Origin of the sequence: Nostoc sp. DedQUE08, from assembly GCF_034530895.1 — a bacterium.
Taxonomy (GTDB): Bacteria; Cyanobacteriota; Cyanobacteriia; order Cyanobacteriales; family Nostocaceae; genus Nostoc.
On the sequence record NZ_JAVRCD010000045.1, the window covers coordinates 1 to 22,600 of the forward strand.

Genomic DNA, 22,600 nt, shown 5'->3' on the forward strand with positions numbered 1-22,600 from the left:
CTTACGACTTTATTCTTGAAGCCTTATTTAGCGCAGCTTCATAAAGAATTGGTATAAGCAACTTTGCAAAGTCTCAACTGTTGGCTCGCAGTACAGTTACAAAATTTTTCAAAGGTGAGCCAATTCAGCTTGATTCCTTTAAAAGGATATGTGAAGCACTGAAATTGAATTGGAGAGAAATTGCAGAGTTAACAGAAGAACAACCAAACCAGTTACCAACAAGTAATTGCAGTAGCCCTAACAGTGATGAGGTGGTAGAGCAAGTGCAACCAGAACGCCGTCAAGTAACTGTAATAGATAAACAAAGTAAAAAAAATAGATTAGTTATCACTTTAGAAGGTGATATACATTCAGTTCAAAACTGGAATATTATTCAATCTGTTCTACGAGAATATTCAGGTGACACTATAGAAATTACTGATATCAAAGAAGGCAGCATCAGATTATTTGTCGAAGGTTCTCTAAAGGATATTAAGCGGCTTGTATCTCGCATTGAATCAGGAGAACTAAAAACAGTAACAGGCTTTCCTGTTGAAGATGTTGAAGTTTTAAGCGAAAGTTCAGATGATGACGAAAGTACTGAATCTGATGAAAAATGGCGCTTAGTACAGGAGATTGTTAGTCAGGGAGCCATACATCGAAACTTGAGTAGTGCTGACTTAAGCGATGCTGACCTGAGCAGTGCCGACTTGAGTGATGCTGACCTGAGCGGTGCCGACTTGAGTGATGCTGACCTGCGCGATGCTGACCTGAGCAGTGCCGACCTGCGCGGTGCCAATCTGATCGGTGCTGACCTGCGCAGTGCCAATCTGATCGATGCCAACCTGATTGGTGCCGACCTGAGCTATGCCGACCTGAGCTATGCCAACCTGGACGGTGCCAACCTGATTGGTGCCAATCTGAGCAATGCCGACCTGATGGATGCCAACCTCAGCAGTGCCAACCTCAGACGTTCCAACCTCAGACGTGCCAACCTCAGCAGTGCCAACCTCAGACGTGCCAACCTCAGCAGTGCAAACCCGATTGATGACGACCACTCCTTATTTTTCATGTACAGCTATACCGACTTCAGCGATGCCGACCTCAGCAATGCCGACCTCACCGGTGCCATGCTGGGTGATGCTAACCTGAGCGGTGCTATTGTTGCAAATGCCCTATTTAGATACACTTTAGGACTTACAGAGGATACTAAACGTGACCTAGAACGACGAGGGGCTATTTTTGGCGATCGCCCCCCAGTTCGGAGTCCAAGATAAGAAACGTCCTGAAAAATTTTTCACAACCGAGAGCGATCGCTCTTCAACCAACCGAAATTATCCACAAGTTATCCACATGACAGAGGTAACATTGTGATTTTACCCCCTGCATGACCAAATTTTGAACCATAGCGTGACCAAAAGTTAACGTAATTTCAAGCTTTTGAGCAAATCTTCAACTTAACTTTATGAATCAAATTATGTCCGCGTGTTTTAAATGTGAATCATAATACGACCAAAAGTTTTATTTTTTGACTTGGTAAAAAATGCCGAGTAAGACACACTAATTTCGCCGAAAATTTTAAACTTTCGGTCAAAATATGATTCAAAACGTCCACAATATGGTTCAAAAACATGTTTAGTCGAAAATTCAGTGATTAAGCGATCGCCCGATACTTGGTTTTAAAAGCTCTCGATCAATAACACGTACAAATGAACTATAAAACCCACGTTGCTTTCTAGAATTAAGTTTTGAGGTTTTGGACTCCATTTATAACTTTGAAGTATATGTTGTCCTAGTGCGGTGTGAAGCGTATCGTGTCCGTTTGGTCAAAATATGGTTCAAATCACAAACATTTTGGTGAGGGCGATCGCTTTCAATAACCTGAAGTTAGCCAAAAAGCGATTTGGGCAAGGGCGATCGCGCTATCGTCTGCCTACTTGCTTGGATATCTAGGTATCCAAGCAAGTAGGTATGTTTTTGGTAAAACGCGATCACACTTATGTGTGCGCCAGTTTTGAGCAAGTCGCGATCGCTTAAAGTAGCTGAAAAATTCGTGAGTCAGTGAAGCGATTTTCGGGGCTTCGTGAGCTTCACTTGATTGGATAACTAGTTATCCAATTGTAAAACAAGCTGATTGCACTTTGATTGCTTCTGTAACAAAAACAATCAGACACCAGCCTTCAGTTGACTGCGGAAGACAGCAACGATCTGTTGTCGTAGAATAGTGTATACACGCGGTAAAAAAGCTGTAAATATAGTTTGTCAAGGTCAAACAGTTCTTAATTGGTGTTGTCCAAAGGCGCAAAAAGTAGGAGAGTGTAGCGGTGTCCACTGCGATCGTGATTTTTACTCATGAGTTTGAGCAGATCCGACAAAGAAAGATCAGCACATCATCGAATTTTGAGCAATTAACTGCCAAGATTCGTAAATTAACCCATAGAGTTAAGCAGGAGTGGAGCAATCTTTCTGTTGAAGACCGCGAAGGGTTAAAAGAGTTTGCATATAATTGGCTCGAACCACCAGCACCAAAAGGTGTGTTTAGCTTGAAACTAGAAATTTGGGCAATAATTTACTTTTTCTATTTGCGCGCAACCAATCAGAGAGAAGCTTTCAGGTCTTGCATGAAGGCTATGAATACACTAGTTGAAACTATTTTGGATGCTGTTGAGCGCCAAGAACCTAGCTATCAATCGGTTTTATCTGATACTCTAGAACAATTGTACTCAGGTGCAATCCAGGGTGAAGAGCTAAAACCGGAGGAAACCCGTGACTGGTTGCGAAGCTTATCAGATGAGGCGCTTGGAGAGGTTTAATACTAGCCTCAAAAAACTAATCAAAAGTCATTACCGTAAAAATGAAAGAGCTAGAAATTCTTTTTTGGAGTTAGTAGAAGACTACATAGACAAACTCCGTGAGAATCCTGGCTCTAATTCATTTTCAGAGGATGAAGGATTTCCTAAAGGGTCACATCAACCAGACTTTAAATTCAGGAAAATCAAGTTTAGAACGCCAGAATTAGATGGCGCTGCTGGGCAATGTCGTTTCATGTATGTGGTTTATGAAGCAAGGCATATTGTTTATCTGTTGTGGATATACACCCACGAGGAATTTGCCAAAAGACCATCTGACGACGATTTAAGAAAAGAATTTGTCGGCATTCAACAAGAGGTAGAGCAAGAACAAGTTTAGGCTTGCCCAAAAATTTTTCACATCCCCGCAGCCATAACCTGACCTCGTGAAAAATTATTCATGATCTTCGCCGCGTCATCAATAGGGTTAGCAGTGGAAACAGAAATACTTCGCGGTGTATTAGCCAAAGTGATAATCGCACTACTCAAAGCATCCAGCCTCTGCTCAATCCCCTGGTTTGCCATTTTCAGCGCCTCCACAAATTGATTGCCTCCAGCAGACTCACGCGGTTGAATGCTAACCGAATTTAAAGCAAGAGCCTTTTATCCATTGGCAGATATCGGCTTTAGCCTATGCGGGAAATTTCACAGATTCACGCTCGCGTTTCATTTCCTACCTCTGCCGCTGATAAGCCTCAAACAAACTTTCTTCAGGCTTGAAGTTAAGCTTGGGCATCTGATTAATATCGATTCTTTGGGGAAGTGCTAACTCTGGATTAGCTTGCTTGTGTTCTCACCTCAGCAGACGACAAACTTATTTATTTACCCGGTTTTTTCCCAGTTTCTATCAAACCCAATGCAGTAGAACGTCTGCGCCTTGTTTCACCAGCTTGAAAGTTTTGGGTTTCTGTGCGTTTCTGTGCCTTGGTTAACTTTCTGTTCTTGAGTCTGGCAGCAATTTCAGGCTGGTCGTTCAGGTTAGCTTGGGCACTCTCTAAGTATAATTAGCTATATTTTAAAAATTCACTTAAACAAAACTTTTACTAGAAAAAGTATTGGTGACTGGTTATCTATAAGAAATAAGCCAAGATTTTATAAAGAACTAGCTCTTAAATAAATATTAAGTTTGTGGCTTTTAAATGCGACTTCACCTTGCAGCCGTCCGTTTATTTCGTCCATCGCCAATCCACGAGCGCTTTTCATTTGGTCTATAGTTTCGCTGGTTTGACGTGCGATCGCACTTCAAATTGTTGTTTCAGGACAAATTAGGCTTCTTGCCCAGCGTTCAATCAACTCAGAACGCGATATGTGTTCCTCTGCGGCAGCTTCAGTAATATTTTTGATAGCTGTGGGGGTCAGTGTTAGATTGAGTTTCCCCTTAACTTCTTCGTACAAAATTGGCGCACCTCTTCTTCGTGCTTTGCCTTTACGATAACCTTTAGGCATTTTGTAATTAGCTTTTTTTTCAATCATAGTAAAAGCCTCATTAAATTCAAGCTCAGATAATACGCCTGACCGAAATTTTACACTTTTTACAGACTGAAATTAAAAAGCAAAATTCTCAGAAGCCTTACCTGAGCTATAAGATTTACTAAATATAACTTTAGTTTATACGTATTTAATGCTATTAAATACGCCTTTACAACCGTTATATAACTTATATAACGGCTATTTTAATTTTTATATAACGCTTGACTGGCTTTTGATAGTTCATAATATAATTTTCATAGCCTAGTTTTCAGTTTTTACTAATAATATTTTTTTCTTCTAAAATACGAAGTAGAGTGTTTGATGCTCTTAGCATTTAAAGATAATATTAGTACTAATAGTAAGTGAAAACTTCACTAGTTAAGCGATTAGCGCAACAATCCGTTTTTTCCCCATACCTGCTTTTACCTTTGGTTTAAAGGGATATAAGTAGTGAATCAGATAACCGAGTGCATCAGACAGGTGGGTTAATAGCGGATTTTCTGACTTTTTGATTTGTCCCTCATCCCAGGTAACTTGCTCTAAATCTTTGATTAAATTTTGGCAATTTTCAAAGTGGATAAAAATGCGATCGCTGCGTAATGCTAAATTAACTGAGTGTACCCTGTTAGTGACATGGAGTGCACATTGCATTAAAAACGTTATGTAATGGAAATATACGTAATCCAACAGAACTTATAGGTTAGTTCTGGCGTATTAATTACGCATTGACAAAAATCAGTTTTTTTATATAACGCTGGGGATGTACACGATGACTAGTAAATCTGTTCTTGAACTTAAAGAGCTTTATATCAAGCAAGCAGAAAGTCAAAACCATGCTGGAATATTAAACACAATATTTACAAGATTTTTAGTCCCTATGTGGGGAGGAAACAAACCAAAAGGTGCAAGAGCTAATAATAAAGATATAGAATATGCTTCTAATTATTTAAAACAGATATCGCTTGATCAGCTTACGAATATTACACAAGAGTTTGAGAAATTGCTCATCGACAACAATGTAGCCTCACAAACCAAACGAGTTTACCGATTTGCGTTAAGAAGATTTTTAGATTGGATTGCAGAACAAAATCTTTCTGAATTGCATCAAAAATCTGAAGAAATTGAGCCACAAAAAGAAAAATTAAGTTTAAAGTCTCCTGCTGGTAGTCCTAGAGCAGACTGGCAACATTACAGTCCACACAAAATTAAGTTTAAAAAACCTTATACCCTTTGTGTAAAAGATAACAAGGGTAATCTTATCTATCCTAATGATTATATCAATCCTCAGTTAGCAATTGAAATAGAGGATTTTCAAAAACATAGAGCGAAAGTAGGATGTTCACTAGGTACTATAAAAACTGATGTCCAAAGAATCAAACAGCTATTAGGATGGTTGCATCGCCATAAAGAAATTCCACTAGATAAATTAAGCTTAACTAATTTATTTACGCATTCAACACTTTACGTAACAGGCAGCCGTGATCAAGACGAAGACAATATATCAGATTATCTACTAAAACAACATAAATCAAAGCAATTTGCTGAAAAGAATGCAATGCAATCAATATGTTTGATAGATGAGTATTTTGAATTTTTAAAATGTCATCCTCGCACTGAGGGGCATAATTTAACAACTTTTACAGCAATTGCTAAGTTTGTTTACAAGAATGAGCTTGCTGTACTAACTTCTAGCCCTGAAAATGAAATCCCAATCTTTAGACAATTAAAGTTATTGGCTGAAAGTATTGATAAAAGAACAAAGATTACTCCACCGACTGTACCTTTTATCTCAAAAAGCGTTCCTTGGGAGGTAGTAATACAAGTTTTAGAACGGCTACGAACAGAAGCAAGTGAAGAAGTGTTTGAAACAAACAGAAGAAGTAGAAGAAATTTTTATTACAGTATTCAAACTTTCTTGTCTTTAGCATTTATGACTGTAATTCCTCCTTTAAGACCTAGAGTTTTTTATGAGTTAGAGCTAGGAGAAACTCTTGTTAAAGGCATTTATAAAAATTCAATTTTTATCCCAGCTTCAAATCTAAAAAACCCAGATGAAGCTTTATGGTATATTCATTTGATGCCTCACCAATATAAAACAGGTAAAATTTACGGGGAATGGTGGAGTACAATACCAAATGTAGAATTCCCTAATGGTAAAAAACTTTATAGTTACATAGATGTGTGGCTTAAAGACGGAAGAAACTATGGTAGAGAATGTAATCATAATTACTTCTTTCGTAGAAAACAAACTTATGAACAATTAAATAGTCATGCGTGGAGGCAAAGACTTGAAAGAGCGTTTTTTAGGCTAACTGGTGTTCCAGTTTCACCCAAGGAATTAAGAAAAATTTATGTAACCTTTCTAAAAGACAGTGGAGCAACAGAAGTAGAGCTTGAAGCTGCGGCAATTGCAATGCAACATTCTCGGAAAATGCAATCCACTATTTATGATCAGCAAACACAACAAAACAAAATAGCTCCTATGCTAGCCTTCAATGAAAGAAAGTTGAAAGAAATCTGGGCTAAGTTAGGAGAATTAACTTTTAATTCCTCTACCATAACAGCAACAAATCAAGTAATTGAGAAAAGGTTTACTCGTTTAAATCTTTTGTACAAAGAGGCAATAAATGAAGTTAATAGGCTTCGCAAGGTTAACATGACCAATGAGCAAATAATTCATGTCTTATGGGACGCAACCCCAGTAAAAAGAAGTAAATACCAAGAAGCGATTGCAGAGCTTGAGGAATTAACGAAAGGGTAGTCACAATGAGGACTGATTCAATGTAGAATGTGCCAAACAATTAGTTTAAGTGAGTTTATCAAATGACTACTACTAATGATGAATTAAAAGCGGCTGCTATCGCAATGCAACACTCTAAAGAGCAGCAATCAAAAGCCTACGAAGTAATACTAGAGCAAAAGAAAAATAGTTAGAGAAACTAACAAAGTAGGTAAATGGGTGGCATGAGCCACCCATTTACTTATGAGAACTCAACTTGAGAGAATCGCAGTTCTAATAAGTGAACATTGCCAGAAGGCTAATTTTCGCCGCTCAAATGGGAATAATCACACCAAGGGGGAACAGTAAAAGGTGATCACACATGGATGTTAAAGATAAAATCCGCGATATCTTAAGCGAAACATAATCGGGCTTTAGAAAAATCCTGTCTTATGAATTAGTCGAAAGTGACCTCACAGGCAAAACATACGAAGTTACATTCAAAGAAGTTATCTGCGGTGTCAGTGGTGTAGATACTAAAAGAATATGGATCTCTATTAAAGACTTGGCGACTTAACCACACTCTGTAATAAAACAACCCTTTGGTCAAATTAACCCCCTTTCGAGGTCGTCAGATTTAATTCGTTCAGTCTGTCGGTGATTTTTGAATAGCCCAATCCCTCCCCCCGTAGTTGCTTGGCAAGTGCGATCGCACCTTTTTTAGGTTGCACAGTCACGAATAGCTGCAACCCTTGCACAATAGGGTTATTGGACAAGTTTAGCCATGATTAATGATTGTTTTGTTGGGCTGCACAGCCGAAAATGCCTGTAACCCTTATACAGTAGGGTTATTGGATTACTTTTTCTCTGATCGATAGCTGATTGACTTTGGTGCAGATTTTCAACAATGACTAATACCCCTGAAGGCTTACCCAGCATGGGTTAAGCCTGCATTAAATATAGTAATTTACCTATAAAAAAATGCAAGAACAACTGCACAGGATGGATATGAGCCAGGAGAGTGTCAACAGCCGCCTATGGGATGCAACGCCCTGTGCAGGGAAGAAGTGCCAAAGTGCGATCGCACCTGCGGAGACAGCTAAATGGCTCAAACCTTTGTATGTTAAGCTTTTGCTGTGATGTCATTTAGAAAATATAACTCTAAGCTGTGTAAAGAATGTGTGATTTGTAACCTTAGCTCTATACACTTAGTATTTTTTATTGCAATAATAATATAAACACAAAATTAAATAAGCTATTTGTAACAATGTTGATAACTTTTAACTAAATCAATTTCTGCTGCTTTTTTGACCGTATAAGAATTTCTACATTAGTAAAATCAAAAAATTAGTTTAGTATGTGGCAAAATTTCTATAAAGAATTATCTGATATATTATTTGAGAAAACAGAATGGAAAATTACGTTATCAATTTCTAAATGGTCACTACCAGAGATAAAAATATTATTTATAGATAAGGAAAATATCAATTCTCATCAAGTTTTAAAGAGAAAAATTTATGATATAAAACTATTAAAAGATATCAAAAAAAATAATAAAACTAGCCAAACATTTTACTATTATATGCCTATAGATACTAGCGATCAAACAGAAGTTATTAAATATATCCATATAGTAGAATATGATTCTTCTAAAGAGTATACACATAGAAATAGCTGTTTAACTACAAGAATATTCATTAATAAAGAACAAACCTCTAATATTGAATTTTTATCTAATAGAATAATAGAAGAAATTCCTTTTAAACCAGCAGACAAACTTCCCAAAATATTTTGATTGTATACTTCCTTAATATTCAACCTATCGCTATTGATAATGATTCAGCCGGAATACGCGCAAAACCGGACACATTATAAATTTTTGTTACGATATTATCGGCTTAATATGGGACGCGACACCCCGCGCACGAAAAAGAAGTACCAAAGTGAGATCACAGAGTTTGCTTACGCCAGATGTCACCCCCAAATTAGCCGCTAGGTGCAACGAAAACCGCAACGGTCATCAATGCAAATTCTGATGCAGTCGGAGCGCGATCGCTAACTCTCCTGATTGGGACTTAACCCCAATTAGGAACTTTAGAACTGTACTTTTTATTTACAATCGTGAACACTCAAACTCACGCCAGAATTGCCAGTATCGTTGGCAGCCAGATTCACAATCCCTACTTGACCCCAGAAGCATCTAGCGCGGGTTCCTACCTGGAAGGCGCAAAACCACATTATGCACAACAACCTGAGATCGAGCCAATTGGCTTTGGTTCTTACTGGGAAGGCAGAAAACCACGTTATGCGCGGCTTTATATAAGTCAAGCCAATTGGCTTTATTCCGTTGCAGTGCAACAGAAAACGCAACGCTCCTGACTGCAAATATTGATGCACTCGTAGCGCAACACCTAACTTCTAACTTGCAACTCCTAACTTCCAACTTCCACCAACTAGCTGATGGAAGTCGGAAGTCATTCAAAGTGCTAGTTTACGCTCAAGTCGTGCCTTTTATTTTTCCAAAGTACTTTTTTAATACAAACCTGACCCTATCCTTTTGCACTTCATCGAACAATTTGTCTACCAAGTATTTTTTTAGAGAATCAGATATAAGACTATAATTAATTTTTAGTATATTACTTGACATAGTTCTGACCCGACGGCTCGTTTTTCTACTGCCTCTTGCTGCCTGAGACATAGACGATCCTGACACTGAATTAACGTCTTCAAAGTACTTGTTTACCCAAGCCCGTATATGTGCTTTCCGAATTTTTCTTTGTTTTTTCATTTATTTGTTTTGAGAGAACATTTATATTATACCAAAGATACTTAGAAAATATCCGACGAAACATGAATACATTTCATAACAAGCTATTGAAATTAAAACTTATTATGATATAATCCTAAACTCGAACACTGCACAAGGCATGATTGCCCAAAAACTGCAACGAGCTTTCGACGATTGCGTACAAAATCGCTGCCCGAATCGCGGTAGACTTTCGGTAAAAAGTTCCAAAACGCCTATGCGGATCATACCTGTACTTGGCAATAACGCTGCAAGCATAAGCAGGTTTAATCAGCCAACGTTGGGATGCGGGTTGTAGCGATCGCGATTGATAAGTTGGAATTGATGAGGCGCGATCGCCATCGTGTCGCCAACGGAGTTACAATACTTTGGGTCATCAATTACACGTTTTCTGTCAAACGTGTAATCCCCTATCGATCACAAAAATGAAAGTAGACGGCAACGGACAAGGCAAGATTTTAACCCAAGACGAACTAAGGCGATTATTCACCGAGGGATTTCTTAGCCCCCGCGATCATCTATGGCGGGTGGTTACGCCATCGCACTCCATAAAGATAGGGGAACATCAGGCTCAAGCAGCAGCTTCGTGATGCTAATTTCCAGGCATCAATAAATTTCCAGAGCTTGTAGAGCATTTGGTAAAGGGGCTGAACTGCTAATACATTTTTGAGAGTAATTTTAAAAATTCACTGACTACCTCATCTGGTTGATTATTACATCTTGATACACCAAAACGCTCAACCACTCGTATTCCATGATGCCGGAAAAGGCGGTCTCGTTCTTGTTCCTCAAATAGTGTTGTGGCTGTGTGGTACGGGCCATCGACCTCAAGAATACCCAATTTACCCTGCCAACAGATTAAAAAATCTGCTTCTTTATTTGCTCGACCTTTAATTTTTTTTGGATCATTAAGGCGGGCTAAACAATTGGGCCAAAAAATGACACCAGATCGTTCAAGTGCCTGAGCAATTTTAATCTCGACATTCGAGCGGAACCGCAGCCTTTCCCAAGTGTAAAGAGGGCGTTCTAAACTGATGGGAATTCCTTGATTGTTAACAGAAATTTTAAAGCTATTTAGTCCATTTATAGGAATAGCAATGCCATAATAATTGAAGGCTATACCATCAGGTAGTTTAGCTCTATCTAATTTTGCACCTGAAAAATCTGCTCCGATTATGTTTGCGTTTCTAAGGTCTGCTTCCGACAAATTGGCATTTGTAAAATTTGCATAACGCAAATCTGCTTCCACAAAACATGCTTTATTAAGGTTCCCCTCATATAAAGACGCAAATCTTAAATCTACATTTTTTAAAGATGCTTCTTTGAGGATGGCAAAGTTAATACGGGCATCAGTAAGTTTTGCTCCATTTAGCACAGCTTGAGACAAATTTGCTTTCACCAACTTGACCCCACGTAAATCTGCTCCATCCAAGCGAGCAGATCGTAAATCAGCCTCGGACAAATCTGCATCCTGTAAATTTGCTTCTACTAGGTAGGCTTGCTTCAATTTCGCACGAGAAAAATTAAACTCTTTTAAATATTGATGATTTAGTCCAATACCAGATAAATTCTCTCCTTGAAAATCTGTTTGTCCGTAGGAGAAGTTATAGTTTTCAAAGAATTTTTGGTGAGCTAAACGATTTTCATCCATAAAAGAGCTTTTTTTCATACATAATATTTGGGCGATATAGTCTTGCAAGTAAGTTAGAGTAATTTAAACATTGCTATAAGTAAGGGCAATTTCTTTTTAAATGTAATGCCACTCTAGCGAGGCAATTGGGGAATTTAGCCATTTTTAAGAACGTTACGCTAACTATCATTTAATTCCATGTGACTTCTTAGTAAAACTCACAATGTTGGTATAAATATCATTTTTAGTAATTTTATATACTCAAACTAGCTTTGAGCCAAACTTGAAAACTTAGACTTGTAACTAAAATATGTCATTTTTGCATATTTTAACAAGCAATGTAACCTCCCAGCATGGGAGGTTCCATATACTCAATAAGGTACAAGGCATTTCTTAAGCGACTGCGGGAGGCGCGGCAAGAAGCTAATTTGACGCAAGTGGAAGTCGCCAATAAGCTGAATCAGCCTCAATCGTATGTTTCGCGTTGCGAATCTGGCGAAAGGCGTGTGGATGTCGTAGAACTGACTGACTTTGCGATGATTTACAAAAAGCCTTTGGATTATTTTGTAAATTTCACGCTTGATAATAACAGTGATTAAAATAGTACCCAGTAGTATCTAATATATTTGTGCTTGTAATTCCCTTAGTGTGGCTGCTAAAGTCTCATTCATCTTCAATCTAACTTTTCCTATAAGGCAATCTGGTAGTGATTGACCATAGCAGTATTTTAGGTGTTAAGCGATGATGCCTACGGCGGCAAGCTCCACCCATCAAACGTTTGCGTTCAGCGTCTCGTAGAGAGGAAACCAAGTGATCGCCCCACCCCATTCTTAGAGGAAACGAGCGATCACCTCACTGGACTTTTATGGTTTGGATGTATCGGTCAAAGCCTGGGTTGCCTGCAATGATACCTGCTAGGTGTAGCGACTGCCGTGCCTTTACTCTCGTGGCAGTTGTGGTTGGCTTCGTTGTGTTGTTTTTGGCAATTGTCCTAGTTTTGACGGCTACGATTAACAGCTTACGCCTTCAGCAATGAACATATTTTGCGATGCCGTACCCGCCCACCGTAGGCTCACGCCCAAAAATTAACATTCATTGATGATGTCCTCACTAGCATCGTACTGGCGTAATACACTGAAAGTAAGAAGTCGGGTAGTTGACCGTGGAATTATTAACACTACAAGGACAACCAGCAAGTGTTCTCGGTTTGGCAGGGCAATCGATAGATGCTGCAACTGTTTTGTTGGCATTTGAGGCGGGAATCAATTACTTTTTCTTTTACAATTTGGAATCTGAAAACTTCTTGGATGGCTTAAAATCTCTGTTGGTCACAAAGCGTGAGCAAGTCTTGGTGGCAACGGGGAGTGAAAATCGGGATATACAATTCTTTACGCAATTACTTGGACTCTGTGCGCCATAGCCTAGATGTCGAGCAGGTGGATGTATTTTTTATTGAATATGTTTCGCCTACTGACGACATAGCCCAGGTTCAGATGTTGCTTGATGAACTTTATTCGTGGAAAGATAAAGGACTTGTGCGCTATGTGGGAGTCACCACACACAACCGGCGTATACAAAGACTGCTGGTTGTGATCGCTATAAGGCGACTCCTTTGTGAGCATCGCAATTTTCTATTCAGTTTTCATCAATGCTTCTAACTGAGCTAACAACTTCTCTACTTTGGATTTTTTCTTTGGGTCATCCCACACTTTAGCTTTTTTGAAGCGTTGGAAGGTATCATCAACGCGGTCTTTTATGGATGCTGATTCTGTTTGCTTTGATGACTCTGATGTAGACTCCTGCTTAATTTCTTGAATCTTACGCTTGATTTCGCTCAGTGAGAGATTGTAAGCGATCGCATCTTCTAAGAATTGTTTTCTTGTTTTTTCATCTTGAATTCGGGCAATTGCCTTTGCCTTAGTATATTCGAGTTGCCCAGAACGCAGTACTTCTAGCACATCTAGAGGTAGATTGAGCAGTGGTAGGCGATTTTTGACAAACGATTGCCAACTCATCCGTCCCAAAGACGCAAATAATTCTTCAATTATCTTGGTTTGTTGTTGAGACATAACGTTATGTCTCAGTTCGGAATTTTCATCATAGCGATCGCAAACGTTTCTCATGCGATTGAGATGACTAATTACTTCATGGAGTGCCATCTCCAACCGCAACACCAACAATTCGAGGATACCTTCAGTTTCTTCTAGGGGGTTGAGGTCTTCGCGTTGCAGGTTTTCAACGAGGCGCACTTGGTATGCAGTTCCATCATCCATTTTCCTGGAAATGATGGGAACCTCGGTTAATGCTACCATTGATGCGGCCCTATAGCGTCGTTCCCCTGCGACTAATTCATAATCCCCACCAGGGAGCGGACGCACTAACAAAGGTTCAAGGATACCTAGCTCTTTGATTGAGCGTGATAGTTCTTCCAGCTTTTGAGGGTCGAAGTAACGCCGGGGCTGTGAGGCAGGCAGCTTGATTAAGTTGATGGCAACAGTGTTTGGTAAATTAGCCGTACTTTCAATTTGGTTAAAGCTTTCGCCTAGTAAGGCGGCTACACCTTTTAATTGACTGCTATAGGGTTGGTCTTTTTTGCTCACTGTAGTTTTTCTAAACTGAGGGCGATTTTTTTTAGTACAGCGACAGCAGGATGTTTGGAATTATATAGTGCTAAGGGTATGCGTGCCTCACTTGCATCAGCAAAGGCAATAGATTTAGGAATGGGTTCGTAAACTGTGGCCAGGGGTGAAAGTTGTTCTGCGATTGCTTTCATGGTTCTGCTTTCTTGGGCAGTACGTGCATCATACATTGTGGGGATGAAGCCAGCAATTGTAAGTGTTTTATTAGCTCCTTTGCGGAGTGTGGCTACAGTTCTTAATAGTAAATCAGTTCCTTGAAAGGATTTGAATTGGCACTGAATAGGTACTAAGACATGGGTTGCTGCTACTAAGCTAATAACGCTGAGGATGCCTAAAGATGGCGGACAATCTATCAAAATAAAATCATACTTGTCCAAGATAGGGGCAAGTGCATTTTTTAGGCGCATTTCCCGCATCAACGCAGCAACTAGTTCTAGTTCTGCGGCACTTAAGTTGATGTTGGCTGGCACTAAACCCATGCTGTGAATAGGTTCAGAGTGAATTGGTAACGGTTCTTCACCCACCACTGCTTCGTAGACAGTTTTGGCAGTAATGTCCGGTTCTAGCCCCATAAATGTTGTCAGTGATGCTTGGGGGTCAAGGTCTATGAGGAGAACGCGATTTTTCTTTTTTTGAGCGAGGTGATAGCCCAAGTTCATAGTTAAACTTGTCTTTCCCACTCCCCCTGATTGATTAAATAGTGCAATAATACGGGTTTTGCTCACAAGTGATAAATTACAGTTGTAATTAAAAATGCCTCTAATACAGGCAGATTGTAGCTCTGGAATAAAGGTAATACAACTGTAAACAGTACATTTGTTGTCACAAATTAAGGTTGTAAGGGCTGTAAGGTAGTTGTCAAGCTTCTTGGTCAGAAGACGCGACAAAAGGCGATCGCACAAAACAAAAGAAGTGCGATCGCTTGACTCAAACAAAAAGGCGATCGCAGTGCAATACTGGATCGCCTTTCCTCTAAGAAAAATCGTTAGTTGAAAGCCTGAGCGATGCCTGCGGCGGCCTACGCCTACACAAAAAAAATCCACCAAGGAGGTACTGCCCCTCCTATGTCTGTGTTATCAGCACAGCGCCTCACTTTTCGGCTTCTGGTGGAAAGCGGAAGATGGAAGAATCGAACTTCTGGGTGTTACCCCACCCCGGTTTTCTAGATCGGTTGCCAACCATTTAGCGGCATCTTCCTTGGGTGTCTGACGGGGCTTGTTCGCGTAAGCGTTCCTGTTCGCGGAGCGTCCCGGAGGAAAGGGTACCCGTTATGACTGGTTCCACAAAAGGGCGCCGCGACCGCTTTGGCTTCAGACACCAAGAGTGGATTCGGTGAGGCTTGAACTCACAACCTCCTGTGTGCAAAACAGGCGCTCTCCCAATTAGAGCTACGAACCCATGAGCAGGAGTGGTAGGGGTCGAACCTACATTGCTCGATTTAGAAGATCGATGCCTTATCCATTAGGCAACACTCCCATAAATTGGTAGCCCTGGCAGGGATTGAACCTACGACTTCCTCTTTGTAAGAGAGGCACTCTCCCAACTGAGTTACAGGGCTAAAAGAGCGATTGACGAGACTCGAACTCGTACCGTGAGTTTGGAAGACTCTGATGCTGCCATTACACCACAATCGCATTTGGGGGCTGGTGACAGGAGTTGAACCTGCAACTCATCGCTTACAAGGCAATCGCTCTGCCACATTGAGCTACACCAGCATTTGGTAGCGGAGCCGGGATTTGAACCCGGTATGTGAAGGCTTATGAGAAAAGAGAGCGCACCATAGCTCTATCTCCGCGATACCCCTGACTGGATTTGAACCAGCAACTTCCAAATTTTAAGTTTGGCACCTCTTCCACTTGGGTTACAGGGATAAGTTTTGGTGGGCGCTACAGGGGTCGAACCTGTGTCAGCCTGATTAAGAGTCAGGAGCATAACCGTTCTGCCAAACGCCCTAGTGTTGGTGGGTCGCCCAGGGGTTGAACCTGGATGAATCCGCTTAAAAGGCGGCTGCATACCCGCTCTGCCAACGACCCAATTTAATACCCTTGGTGGGAGTTGAACCCACAAAATCTGGTTTCTAAGACCAGCACGTTTGCCAGTTTCGTCACAAGGGCAAATGGTCGGGATGGTAGGATTTGAACCTACGACTCCTTGTCCCCAAAACAAGGCTTCTAGACCACTGAATTACATCCCGATATCTGGTACTCCTGGCGGGAGTTGAACCCGTACACAGACTGTTTTTGAGATAGCCGCCTCTTCCAGTTGGGCTACAGGAGTATACATAGGCTGGGAAGGAAGGAATCGAACCCTCAAACTTCGCATTCAAAGTGCGACGGCTTTGCCTGTTTGCCTACTTCCCAATAAATGGCTGCCCCAGTAGGATTTGAACCTACAACCCCCGCGTTAACAGCGCGTCGCTCTGCCATTGAGCTATGGGGCAATGTGCCAGTCCCCCAGATCCGGATTGAACGGATGACCTCCTGTTCTTCAGACAGGCGCTACTACCAACTGAGCTACCGGGGGATAAGCGAGAACGGAGAGACTTGAACTCTCAATCTTCAGTTTCGTAATCTGAGATGTTATCCAGTTACACCACGTTCTCATAAGGCGGAGAGAGAGGGAGTTGAACCCACAGTGAGATGATGAATCTCACAACTGTTTAGCAAACAGCTTGCTCTGCCAATAGCAATCTCTCCATAATGGGCCGGGTAGGATTTGAACCTACGGGGCACATAGGCATCCGTTTTACAGACGGCTTCCTTCAACCGGACTTGGATACCGACCCAAATCAACGTCCACTTTGTAGAAATACATCCACAAAGGATGGAGTGAAGGGGAATCGAACCCCTATCCAGCAAGCGTCCGTTTGTTGGTTTCGTTGCTGTCGATCACCATTCGTCACCCCATGAGGCAGTGCAGACGGGACTCGTTCGCGTAAGCGTTCCCGAAGGGTACCCGCTAATTACACGCTTGAAAGACATGCCGCTTGGCCACTTCGCTTCTGCACCATTTATGCCGTGTAAGTTAAAAAAGCTGTTGATTCATACACAGGAATTGAACCTGCATAGACTGTTTAATAGACAGTTGCCTTACCATTAGGCGAGTATGTAAGCTTTTTCGGTCAGGACACGGCAACGCACAGACAAGGATTTGAACCCTGACCAAAGGTTTTGGAGACCCTGGTGCTGCCGTTACACCATCTGTGCATTTGGTAGCAGCGACGGGAGTTGAACCCGTATATCCTCGGTTATGAGCCGAGTACCTTGCCGTTAGGTGACGCTGCAACGTTTGGAGTCCAGGGCGAGAGTCGAACTCGCACAGTCGGTTTTGCAGACCAACACCCTACCATTAGGCGACCTGGACATACTACGAGGACGACAGGAATCGAACCTGTGACCACTTGCCTCGGAAACAAGCGCTCTTTCCGACTGAGCTACATCCTCATTTGGAAGCCTTGACGGGAGTTGCACCCGCTTCTCCGTGCTTGAGAGGCACAGCGACTTGTCTATTTGTCCACAAGGCTACACGGGGATGATGGGATTTGAACCCACGATCTTTCGCACGAATATAGCGACTGCTTTAAACCGGACTAAGCTACACCCCCACGTTGGATGGCAATTATTTAGTTTTCATGGTTCAGAAGTGTTTGCGCTATGCCTTTTTGAGAGGCTGTAGTGCTTTACTACATTTATGCTACACAACATGTTACAAGATGTCAAGGGCATACTACAAACTTTTTGAAAGAACTGAGAGGGCAGTGTTACGTAATCGAGCTTATTGCCCTCTCTGACTAGGTTTGAAGTTAATTACTCGTTCTCACTCAGGCGTTGTGCGTTCCAAAACTGTTCAGCAAATACAACTGCTGGGTGAATTGGGGCTTTAGGCTTGCTTTTGAGTACCATTCCAGCTTCATGAGGTAAGCGATCGCTCTTAGTTGAATTACACTTTTCACACGCAGTTACAACGTTGTCCCAACTGTGCTGCCCACCTTTTGAGCGGGGGATTACATGGTCAAGCGTCAGACGCTTGCTGCTGCCGCAGTATTGGCAGGTGTGGCTATCACGCTTGAGTACCTCACGCCGATTTACAGGTGGTACTTTCCAATGGCGTTCGGGATTACCAACGGTCAAGCGAATATGTTCGGGAACTTGTAGTACAACGCTGGGTGAGCGGACTTCCCACTGCTTTGTAGTGCCAAAATTCAACGATTCTGCCTGACCTGTGACTAACAGCACGATTGCTCGTTTAATGTTGATACGTGCCAGTGGTAGGTAGTTCTTAGAGAACACCACCACCGAATTTTGTAATATGTGTGGTTGAGCTTGCATCACTGATTCACTCCTCAAAAAATAACCCCCGCCTCTGAGATTCAGGAGCGGGGGTCAGGTAGTTGATACTTTTTGCCCTGGTTGAGGAAAATTGGCGTATCATCGAATTTTGTAGTATTTGTAATCAATACTAATTCTAATAATACAATTGTAGTATGTATTTGTCTACTACACACTTCTAGGGGATGAGCATCGCAGCACCAATGCCTTGAAGGTGGAGGCTAATTTTGGTTTTTTGCGTACTCAAAAGTGCAAATACTCAAAGAGATTCTTTTTCTTAGAGGAAACTTTGAATTGATGCGATAAATGAGGGACATGAGAGCGATCGCCATGCATCCTCTAAGAAAATTGTTAATTGAGAGTCTGGGCGATCGCTTCCCAATCTGGTCTAAAGTTTTCCCCTTCCATGAACTAGCCCTCATCCCCCGGCTTATACTCTAGCCCTTCACCCTCACCAGGGACTATTTTTTGAGCAGTGTTATTAAGAATTTGCTCCCACATTTCATCAAAGGTAATACCCCGCTTTTTGGCTAGATACTCCACCCGCTCTTTGATTAACTTATCCCGCTCCTGAAGCTTGGCACATAGCAGGGATTGAGCTTGCACAACCTTAGTACGACCGTTTACCCATGCGTCCACAGTCAGCACATCATTGTAATATTCCCCCAAACCGGGGATAGCTAACCTTTCATCCTTTCTGGGCATTTCGTCCTTTCTGGGAAATATCTCTACTGCATCCATATTGCTACCTAAGCGCTGCTATTGTGCCAAATCTGCCCCAGAATTGGCACAAAAAAGGTTTATTCAAATACTTTATCCCGTATTTGGGTCAAATATGGTACAAATTTGCCCATATTTGATAGGATGCAAGAGTACATAAGATATAGCTATAGCCAAGTCAAAGATGAATTTTCGTCAAGTTATTGCCATAACAACAAGCCTTGTTCTATCTGGGACTAGTTTATATAAAGGCCCAGTTAACGCGAATCCTGCGGTACTTGCACCCGCCGCTTTTTGTGCAGGCACGGCTGGGGTAGGATGTGTGCTTGTTGGAGTTGCTATTATAGGTGGCACTGTTTACTATGTCTGGCAATCTGGGGACGGAAAGCATTATGCAGCAGATGCAAATGGAGAGATTAACAATTCTGAGAGATTGGTTGGTACAGCGAAGCCTTTGCAGAGTTCAGCTATTTCTGGAATAGAAGCAGCAAAACTAGGAGATGCTCACTGGGCTAATACTGTCACCGACTGTTACAAGATTGGTAAAAAGTTAGGTAAAACACTCAAGAGACATCACATTGCTGTTGGTGGTGGATACTGGTGTATTTTCCCTGGAGAACAAACAAGTTTTGGAGATAACAGATGAACTTGCAAGAATTACAACAGTTCAACGAGCTAAGAGGCGACACGCTATTAACATCCATCCTGACTTTTCCTAGCTTTAATGCACCAGGATATGAACTTACGGGTGGAATGGAGGTTTGTTGTGGAGTCAATGATGCAATTGCTGAGATTGAGCCTATAGTCTGGACTGCTGGTTACAAAAACAACCCGGAACATGAATGGAAGCTGGTTAGCTACGAGGTGTTTGTACCTCAAAAAATGGTTTTAGTAGCTCCTGACAATATGCATTCGTGCGAAACTGCAACAATACATAATGCTGTCATATTTTGCTATTACAGTCCGATAAAACCAGAAGTAATTAACCAGTTGATTCAACAAAATCAACCTTGGGTTTTAGACAAGAGTAATAGTTAAAATTAAGATTCTTTTACTGCGCCCAATAGATACAATTGGCAATTCCTCACTTATCCCTCCAGTGATGTCAGTCTTAGGCTGGGAGTGGATAGGTAAGGGGAGTTGAGGGGTTATAGGGTGGGAGTTTTTTGAAGCTTTACTCAATTTCAGTTTCTTCAGACGCTCGAACGCCGCTATCATCTTGCACGGTTTGGAGAACTGATTCCAGACGATAACCAGCCTCACGAAGATAATATCCAGCCGCACCCACGTCTTCAAACACGCTGTCAAATTGGGGATGAGTTGAAGGAAAAATCTTTCTCAGGCGATCGCTGATTCCTGAGAGTTCTTGCTGAATTGCGATTAGTTCTTGAGTATCATCATCCATACTTATTCACCACAAAGATAGCTGCCCCGGTGAAACATTTGATTTCCCTCCCCTATGGTATAAAAGGTGACAAGCACTGCAAAGAGCTATAAGGTTGCCTCTATGGTTATTTGCTGGATTTCTGTCCCAATGATGTACCTGTAGCGTGTACACTCTGCGTTTTGAACGTGTTAGATGTGATGTTTTTTCACCAGGGGGTATGCAGTGTAACCCGCACTTTTGACAACGCCACTGGGCTTGTTGCTTAACTGAAGTGGCAATTTCCGACCAATTATCTGGATATAGAGAATGGGTAAACGTCATCAGTCTAATTAAACTAAAGCTTTGAGAATTGTAATGCTTTCTAGCAGTACGAAAGCTTAACCAAATTCATTCATACATATAGGCGATGGCTCCGCCCACCGCAGGCATCGCTACTAGCCATAAATATCTTTTAATACAGCTTCTAGCCCCACATTTAAATCTTGCAGTGCTGCATCCAAACTTTCATAACTTTCTTTTCCTTGCCAAAGCATTCCACCACAATCGAGTGCGCGTATAAAAGAATTGAGAGGACTATCTACGTCATAACCAATTTCAATCCAGCCTTCATGCTCATCTACCCAACGAGCAATATTTGGGTAAGTTTTTTCAAATGAAACTTTCACATTTTCCTCCAGAACTAATCACCACATCACTCATCATCATCTGGCAAATACAAAGCGCTGCTATCAGTCAGCCGTTTATGGAATTATCAACCAATCAAAACCTCGGCAACACTGTACCCGTCCCCGCATCCTTCTTCACTCTTACATACCCCTTGGTAGTATCGCTCTTGCTGTGTCCCAACTGGTCTTGCACCTGAAAAAGCGGTTTACTCTCCACCGCCCTCGTTGCATGAGAATGCCGTAACCAGTGACACGAAAACTTCACCTTCGCCGTTTCAGATATATCTTGAATCAATCTTTTAATTGCCCGATCGCTCAACGGCAACCCCCTTTTTGCTGGGTCAGGTGACATGTTCGGGAACACGGGCATCTTATCACTAGCCATCCCCCGATACTTCTTGAAAACGAGCGAAGTCTCATGGTCTAACCCAATCTCGCGGTACTTGCCACCTTTGCCTCGGAACTTAATCGTATAGTATCCCCGATTTCTATCCTCTGGTGTCGGGTCGGGATACCACTGGAAATTATGCCAATATAACCCCGGATAATCTTCTCTCGGTTTAAAAGGTACATCACCTGGAACCGTCACGCGACCCACTTCACCAACCCGCATCCCACTATAAAAAAGTAGAGAGAACACCAACCAATGCTGCCCCCCTAACTGTTTGGCAGCATCAGCTAGCTTCGTCATCTCCCAATCTTCTAGATATCGCTCAGATTTAGGTAAATCACTAAAATTATCGTAATTTATACTACTTGCAATATTCCGCAAGAAATAGCCACAATTCTCAGCCGAACCGTAACTCCACAGCGATCGCAACATTAGTACTTGGTTAGATTTAGTATAAGGGGAAACCTCACCCCAACTAGCAACAAACTCCAGTAACAATGTTAGCTGGATTAATCTTAAATCAGGTATACCTTCATTGCGTACCCAATCAAGCAATTTTTGACCAAATCGGTAGTATTTTCGCTTAGTTTGTTCGCGGTTTTGACTACCCGCCCAAGCTAAAATTAATTCCTCATCATTACCCACCGCAGGCGTGCGGTAATAATATTGCCGAATTACCTCCGATACTAATTCTGGAGTTACTTGCTGTGAGGTATTTGGCGATACAACTTTTCCTAGTTGGGGAGAGTGAATCTCTACGGAGCTAATTTCAATATTGGTAACATCCATCTGGTCTTTAGGGTTACGCGACGATAAACATATAGCTTCCTGGAAGTGCCGTTTCAGGAAGCTTTTATATTTTACAATGCAAGCGTGGATATGCCGGCATTGCCTGCTCTGGTATTTGTCGCCAAGCAACAAAGAAGGCTGTTGGTTTTTTTGTCATAAATCTGTAGCATTTGAACGGCGAACGCCTACGGCGAAACCTAGCTAATCACGCTAGTCCGCGCATCATGA

General features: G+C 41.6%; 25 protein-coding genes and 25 tRNA genes. 14 read left to right on the plus strand and 36 right to left on the minus strand.

Annotated elements, in window-relative coordinates; translation table 11 throughout:
- Window positions 1–164: 164 nt before the first annotated feature.
- The 3 genes from RMY64_RS25330 (at window position 165) to RMY64_RS25340 (ending at window position 3,168) form a co-directional block, all read left to right on the plus strand.
- Window positions 165–1,256: a pentapeptide repeat-containing protein gene (locus tag RMY64_RS25330; RefSeq protein ID WP_322701433.1), complete on the plus strand. Its 1,092-nt coding sequence runs from the start codon at window positions 165–167 to the stop codon at window positions 1,254–1,256.
- Between the two features lie 1,047 nt (window positions 1,257–2,303).
- Window positions 2,304–2,792, plus strand: a complete 489-nt coding sequence (locus RMY64_RS25335; RefSeq protein ID WP_322701434.1) for a hypothetical protein — start codon at window positions 2,304–2,306, stop codon at window positions 2,790–2,792.
- 64 nt (window positions 2,793–2,856) lie between these two features.
- Window positions 2,857–3,168, plus strand: coding sequence for a hypothetical protein (locus tag RMY64_RS25340; RefSeq protein WP_322701435.1), 312 nt, complete (start codon window positions 2,857–2,859; stop codon window positions 3,166–3,168).
- A 17-nt stretch (window positions 3,169–3,185) separates the two neighbouring features.
- Here RMY64_RS25340 and RMY64_RS25345 read toward each other — a convergent pair whose 3' ends face one another.
- From RMY64_RS25345 to RMY64_RS25355, 3 genes are all read right to left on the minus strand, one after another.
- Window positions 3,186–3,353: a hypothetical protein gene (locus RMY64_RS25345; protein WP_322701436.1), complete on the minus strand. Its 168-nt coding sequence runs from the start codon at window positions 3,351–3,353 to the stop codon at window positions 3,186–3,188.
- A gap of 717 nt (window positions 3,354–4,070) precedes the next feature.
- On the minus strand, window positions 4,071–4,301 hold the full coding sequence (locus RMY64_RS25350) for a ribbon-helix-helix protein, CopG family (protein WP_322701437.1): 231 nt from the start codon (window positions 4,299–4,301) through the stop codon (window positions 4,071–4,073).
- A gap of 375 nt (window positions 4,302–4,676) precedes the next feature.
- Window positions 4,677–4,949, minus strand: coding sequence for a hypothetical protein (locus tag RMY64_RS25355; protein WP_322701438.1), 273 nt, complete (start codon window positions 4,947–4,949; stop codon window positions 4,677–4,679).
- Window positions 4,950–5,067: 118 nt separating this feature from the next.
- Here RMY64_RS25355 and RMY64_RS25360 point away from each other — a divergent pair, with 118 nt between their 5' ends.
- The 5 genes from RMY64_RS25360 to RMY64_RS25380 all read left to right on the plus strand — a co-directional run bounded on the left by RMY64_RS25360 (window position 5,068) and on the right by RMY64_RS25380 (window position 10,413).
- Window positions 5,068–7,059 (plus strand): hypothetical protein, encoded by a 1,992-nt coding sequence (locus RMY64_RS25360; protein WP_322701439.1) that lies wholly within the window; start codon window positions 5,068–5,070, stop codon window positions 7,057–7,059.
- Between the two features lie 966 nt (window positions 7,060–8,025).
- A complete protein-coding gene (locus RMY64_RS25365) occupies window positions 8,026–8,157 on the plus strand; it encodes a hypothetical protein (protein WP_322701440.1) in 132 nt (43 codons plus the stop codon).
- Window positions 8,158–8,374: 217 nt separating this feature from the next.
- Window positions 8,375–8,812: a hypothetical protein gene (locus tag RMY64_RS25370; RefSeq protein WP_322701441.1), complete on the plus strand. Its 438-nt coding sequence runs from the start codon at window positions 8,375–8,377 to the stop codon at window positions 8,810–8,812.
- Between the two features lie 326 nt (window positions 8,813–9,138).
- Window positions 9,139–9,396, plus strand: coding sequence for a hypothetical protein (locus tag RMY64_RS25375; protein WP_322701442.1), 258 nt, complete (start codon window positions 9,139–9,141; stop codon window positions 9,394–9,396).
- Window positions 9,397–10,248: 852 nt separating this feature from the next.
- Window positions 10,249–10,413: a hypothetical protein gene (locus RMY64_RS25380; RefSeq protein ID WP_322701443.1), complete on the plus strand. Its 165-nt coding sequence runs from the start codon at window positions 10,249–10,251 to the stop codon at window positions 10,411–10,413.
- A gap of 65 nt (window positions 10,414–10,478) precedes the next feature.
- On the opposite strand, the gene RMY64_RS25385 is transcribed toward RMY64_RS25380, so the two are convergent.
- Window positions 10,479–11,474 carry a pentapeptide repeat-containing protein gene (locus tag RMY64_RS25385; protein WP_322701444.1) on the minus strand — a complete coding sequence of 332 codons (996 nt, stop codon included), beginning with the start codon at window positions 11,472–11,474 and terminating at the stop codon, window positions 10,479–10,481.
- 332 nt (window positions 11,475–11,806) lie between these two features.
- On the opposite strand from RMY64_RS25385, the gene RMY64_RS25390 reads away from it, so the two are divergent.
- The 4 genes from RMY64_RS25390 (at window position 11,807) to RMY64_RS25405 (ending at window position 13,111) form a co-directional block, all read left to right on the plus strand.
- On the plus strand, window positions 11,807–12,052 hold the full coding sequence (locus RMY64_RS25390) for a helix-turn-helix transcriptional regulator (protein WP_322701445.1): 246 nt from the start codon (window positions 11,807–11,809) through the stop codon (window positions 12,050–12,052).
- 305 nt (window positions 12,053–12,357) lie between these two features.
- Window positions 12,358–12,489 carry a hypothetical protein gene (locus RMY64_RS25395; RefSeq protein WP_322701446.1) on the plus strand — a complete coding sequence of 44 codons (132 nt, stop codon included), beginning with the start codon at window positions 12,358–12,360 and terminating at the stop codon, window positions 12,487–12,489.
- 126 nt (window positions 12,490–12,615) lie between these two features.
- Window positions 12,616–12,873 (plus strand): hypothetical protein, encoded by a 258-nt coding sequence (locus RMY64_RS25400; protein ID WP_322701447.1) that lies wholly within the window; start codon window positions 12,616–12,618, stop codon window positions 12,871–12,873.
- Between the two features lie 16 nt (window positions 12,874–12,889).
- Entirely contained in the window at window positions 12,890–13,111 is a 222-nt protein-coding gene (locus RMY64_RS25405) for a hypothetical protein (RefSeq protein WP_322701448.1), read from the plus strand.
- On the opposite strand, the gene RMY64_RS25410 is transcribed toward RMY64_RS25405, so the two are convergent.
- From RMY64_RS25410 to RMY64_RS25550, 29 genes are all read right to left on the minus strand, one after another.
- Window positions 13,085–14,053 carry a ParB/RepB/Spo0J family partition protein gene (locus RMY64_RS25410; RefSeq protein WP_322701449.1) on the minus strand — a complete coding sequence of 323 codons (969 nt, stop codon included), beginning with the start codon at window positions 14,051–14,053 and terminating at the stop codon, window positions 13,085–13,087. The genes RMY64_RS25405 and RMY64_RS25410 overlap by 27 nt on opposite strands.
- Window positions 14,050–14,817 carry a ParA family protein gene (locus RMY64_RS25415; RefSeq protein WP_322701505.1) on the minus strand — a complete coding sequence of 256 codons (768 nt, stop codon included), beginning with the start codon at window positions 14,815–14,817 and terminating at the stop codon, window positions 14,050–14,052. The genes RMY64_RS25410 and RMY64_RS25415 overlap by 4 nt, the downstream gene beginning before the upstream one ends.
- Window positions 14,818–15,416: 599 nt before the next feature.
- A tRNA-Ala gene (locus tag RMY64_RS25420) sits at window positions 15,417–15,490 on the minus strand.
- A gap of 5 nt (window positions 15,491–15,495) precedes the next feature.
- Window positions 15,496–15,568 (minus strand) — tRNA-Arg (locus tag RMY64_RS25425).
- Between the two features lie 6 nt (window positions 15,569–15,574).
- Window positions 15,575–15,650: transfer RNA gene (locus tag RMY64_RS25430), tRNA-Val, on the minus strand.
- A 5-nt stretch (window positions 15,651–15,655) separates the two neighbouring features.
- Window positions 15,656–15,726, minus strand: a tRNA-Gly gene (locus RMY64_RS25435).
- A gap of 7 nt (window positions 15,727–15,733) precedes the next feature.
- A tRNA-Thr gene (locus RMY64_RS25440) sits at window positions 15,734–15,807 on the minus strand.
- An 82-nt stretch (window positions 15,808–15,889) separates the two neighbouring features.
- Window positions 15,890–15,963 (minus strand) — tRNA-Leu (locus tag RMY64_RS25445).
- Window positions 15,964–15,969: 6 nt separating this feature from the next.
- A tRNA-Lys gene (locus RMY64_RS25450) sits at window positions 15,970–16,044 on the minus strand.
- A 6-nt stretch (window positions 16,045–16,050) separates the two neighbouring features.
- Window positions 16,051–16,125: transfer RNA gene (locus RMY64_RS25455), tRNA-Lys, on the minus strand.
- Between the two features lie 7 nt (window positions 16,126–16,132).
- A tRNA-Leu gene (locus RMY64_RS25460) sits at window positions 16,133–16,206 on the minus strand.
- 3 nt (window positions 16,207–16,209) lie between these two features.
- Window positions 16,210–16,286, minus strand: a tRNA-Pro gene (locus RMY64_RS25465).
- Between the two features lie 5 nt (window positions 16,287–16,291).
- Window positions 16,292–16,369, minus strand: a tRNA-Leu gene (locus RMY64_RS25470).
- A gap of 9 nt (window positions 16,370–16,378) precedes the next feature.
- Window positions 16,379–16,452, minus strand: a tRNA-Gln gene (locus RMY64_RS25475).
- Between the two features lie 5 nt (window positions 16,453–16,457).
- Window positions 16,458–16,532 (minus strand) — tRNA-Asn (locus RMY64_RS25480).
- Between the two features lie 9 nt (window positions 16,533–16,541).
- Window positions 16,542–16,615: transfer RNA gene (locus RMY64_RS25485), tRNA-Phe, on the minus strand.
- A 5-nt stretch (window positions 16,616–16,620) separates the two neighbouring features.
- A tRNA-Arg gene (locus RMY64_RS25490) sits at window positions 16,621–16,694 on the minus strand.
- Between the two features lie 6 nt (window positions 16,695–16,700).
- Window positions 16,701–16,788, minus strand: a tRNA-Ser gene (locus tag RMY64_RS25495).
- 4 nt (window positions 16,789–16,792) lie between these two features.
- Window positions 16,793–16,877, minus strand: a tRNA-Tyr gene (locus RMY64_RS25500).
- Between the two features lie 126 nt (window positions 16,878–17,003).
- Window positions 17,004–17,100 (minus strand) — tRNA-Glu (locus RMY64_RS25505).
- A 34-nt stretch (window positions 17,101–17,134) separates the two neighbouring features.
- Window positions 17,135–17,202, minus strand: a tRNA-Asn gene (locus RMY64_RS25510).
- A gap of 25 nt (window positions 17,203–17,227) precedes the next feature.
- Window positions 17,228–17,298: transfer RNA gene (locus RMY64_RS25515), tRNA-Trp, on the minus strand.
- 3 nt (window positions 17,299–17,301) lie between these two features.
- Window positions 17,302–17,376: transfer RNA gene (locus tag RMY64_RS25520), tRNA-Ile, on the minus strand.
- A 5-nt stretch (window positions 17,377–17,381) separates the two neighbouring features.
- Window positions 17,382–17,455 (minus strand) — tRNA-Cys (locus RMY64_RS25525).
- Between the two features lie 6 nt (window positions 17,456–17,461).
- Window positions 17,462–17,535: transfer RNA gene (locus RMY64_RS25530), tRNA-Arg, on the minus strand.
- Window positions 17,536–17,538: 3 nt separating this feature from the next.
- Window positions 17,539–17,615, minus strand: a tRNA-Glu gene (locus RMY64_RS25535).
- 3 nt (window positions 17,616–17,618) lie between these two features.
- Window positions 17,619–17,696, minus strand: a tRNA-Tyr gene (locus RMY64_RS25540).
- A gap of 202 nt (window positions 17,697–17,898) precedes the next feature.
- The gene (locus RMY64_RS25545) at window positions 17,899–18,420 is read right to left on the minus strand and encodes an HNH endonuclease (protein WP_322701450.1); all 522 of its coding nucleotides are present in this window, start codon (window positions 18,418–18,420) and stop codon (window positions 17,899–17,901) included.
- 411 nt (window positions 18,421–18,831) lie between these two features.
- Window positions 18,832–19,161: a hypothetical protein gene (locus RMY64_RS25550; protein ID WP_190730343.1), complete on the minus strand. Its 330-nt coding sequence runs from the start codon at window positions 19,159–19,161 to the stop codon at window positions 18,832–18,834.
- Between the two features lie 163 nt (window positions 19,162–19,324).
- On the opposite strand from RMY64_RS25550, the gene RMY64_RS25555 reads away from it, so the two are divergent.
- The gene (locus RMY64_RS25555) at window positions 19,325–19,786 is read left to right on the plus strand and encodes a hypothetical protein (protein ID WP_190730342.1); all 462 of its coding nucleotides are present in this window, start codon (window positions 19,325–19,327) and stop codon (window positions 19,784–19,786) included.
- Complete coding sequence (locus RMY64_RS25560; RefSeq protein WP_190730341.1) at window positions 19,783–20,178, plus strand: hypothetical protein; 396 nt, start codon at window positions 19,783–19,785, stop codon at window positions 20,176–20,178. Before RMY64_RS25555 ends, RMY64_RS25560 begins: the two co-directional genes overlap by 4 nt.
- A 136-nt stretch (window positions 20,179–20,314) precedes the next feature.
- Here RMY64_RS25560 and RMY64_RS25565 read toward each other — a convergent pair whose 3' ends face one another.
- From RMY64_RS25565 to RMY64_RS25575, 3 genes are all read right to left on the minus strand, one after another.
- Window positions 20,315–20,545 (minus strand): hypothetical protein, encoded by a 231-nt coding sequence (locus RMY64_RS25565; protein WP_190730340.1) that lies wholly within the window; start codon window positions 20,543–20,545, stop codon window positions 20,315–20,317.
- Between the two features lie 416 nt (window positions 20,546–20,961).
- A complete protein-coding gene (locus tag RMY64_RS25570; RefSeq protein ID WP_190730339.1) occupies window positions 20,962–21,192 on the minus strand; it encodes a hypothetical protein in 231 nt (76 codons plus the stop codon).
- Window positions 21,193–21,286: 94 nt separating this feature from the next.
- Window positions 21,287–22,372, minus strand: coding sequence for a site-specific integrase (locus RMY64_RS25575; protein WP_322701451.1), 1,086 nt, complete (start codon window positions 22,370–22,372; stop codon window positions 21,287–21,289).
- Window positions 22,373–22,600: the final 228 nt, after the last annotated feature.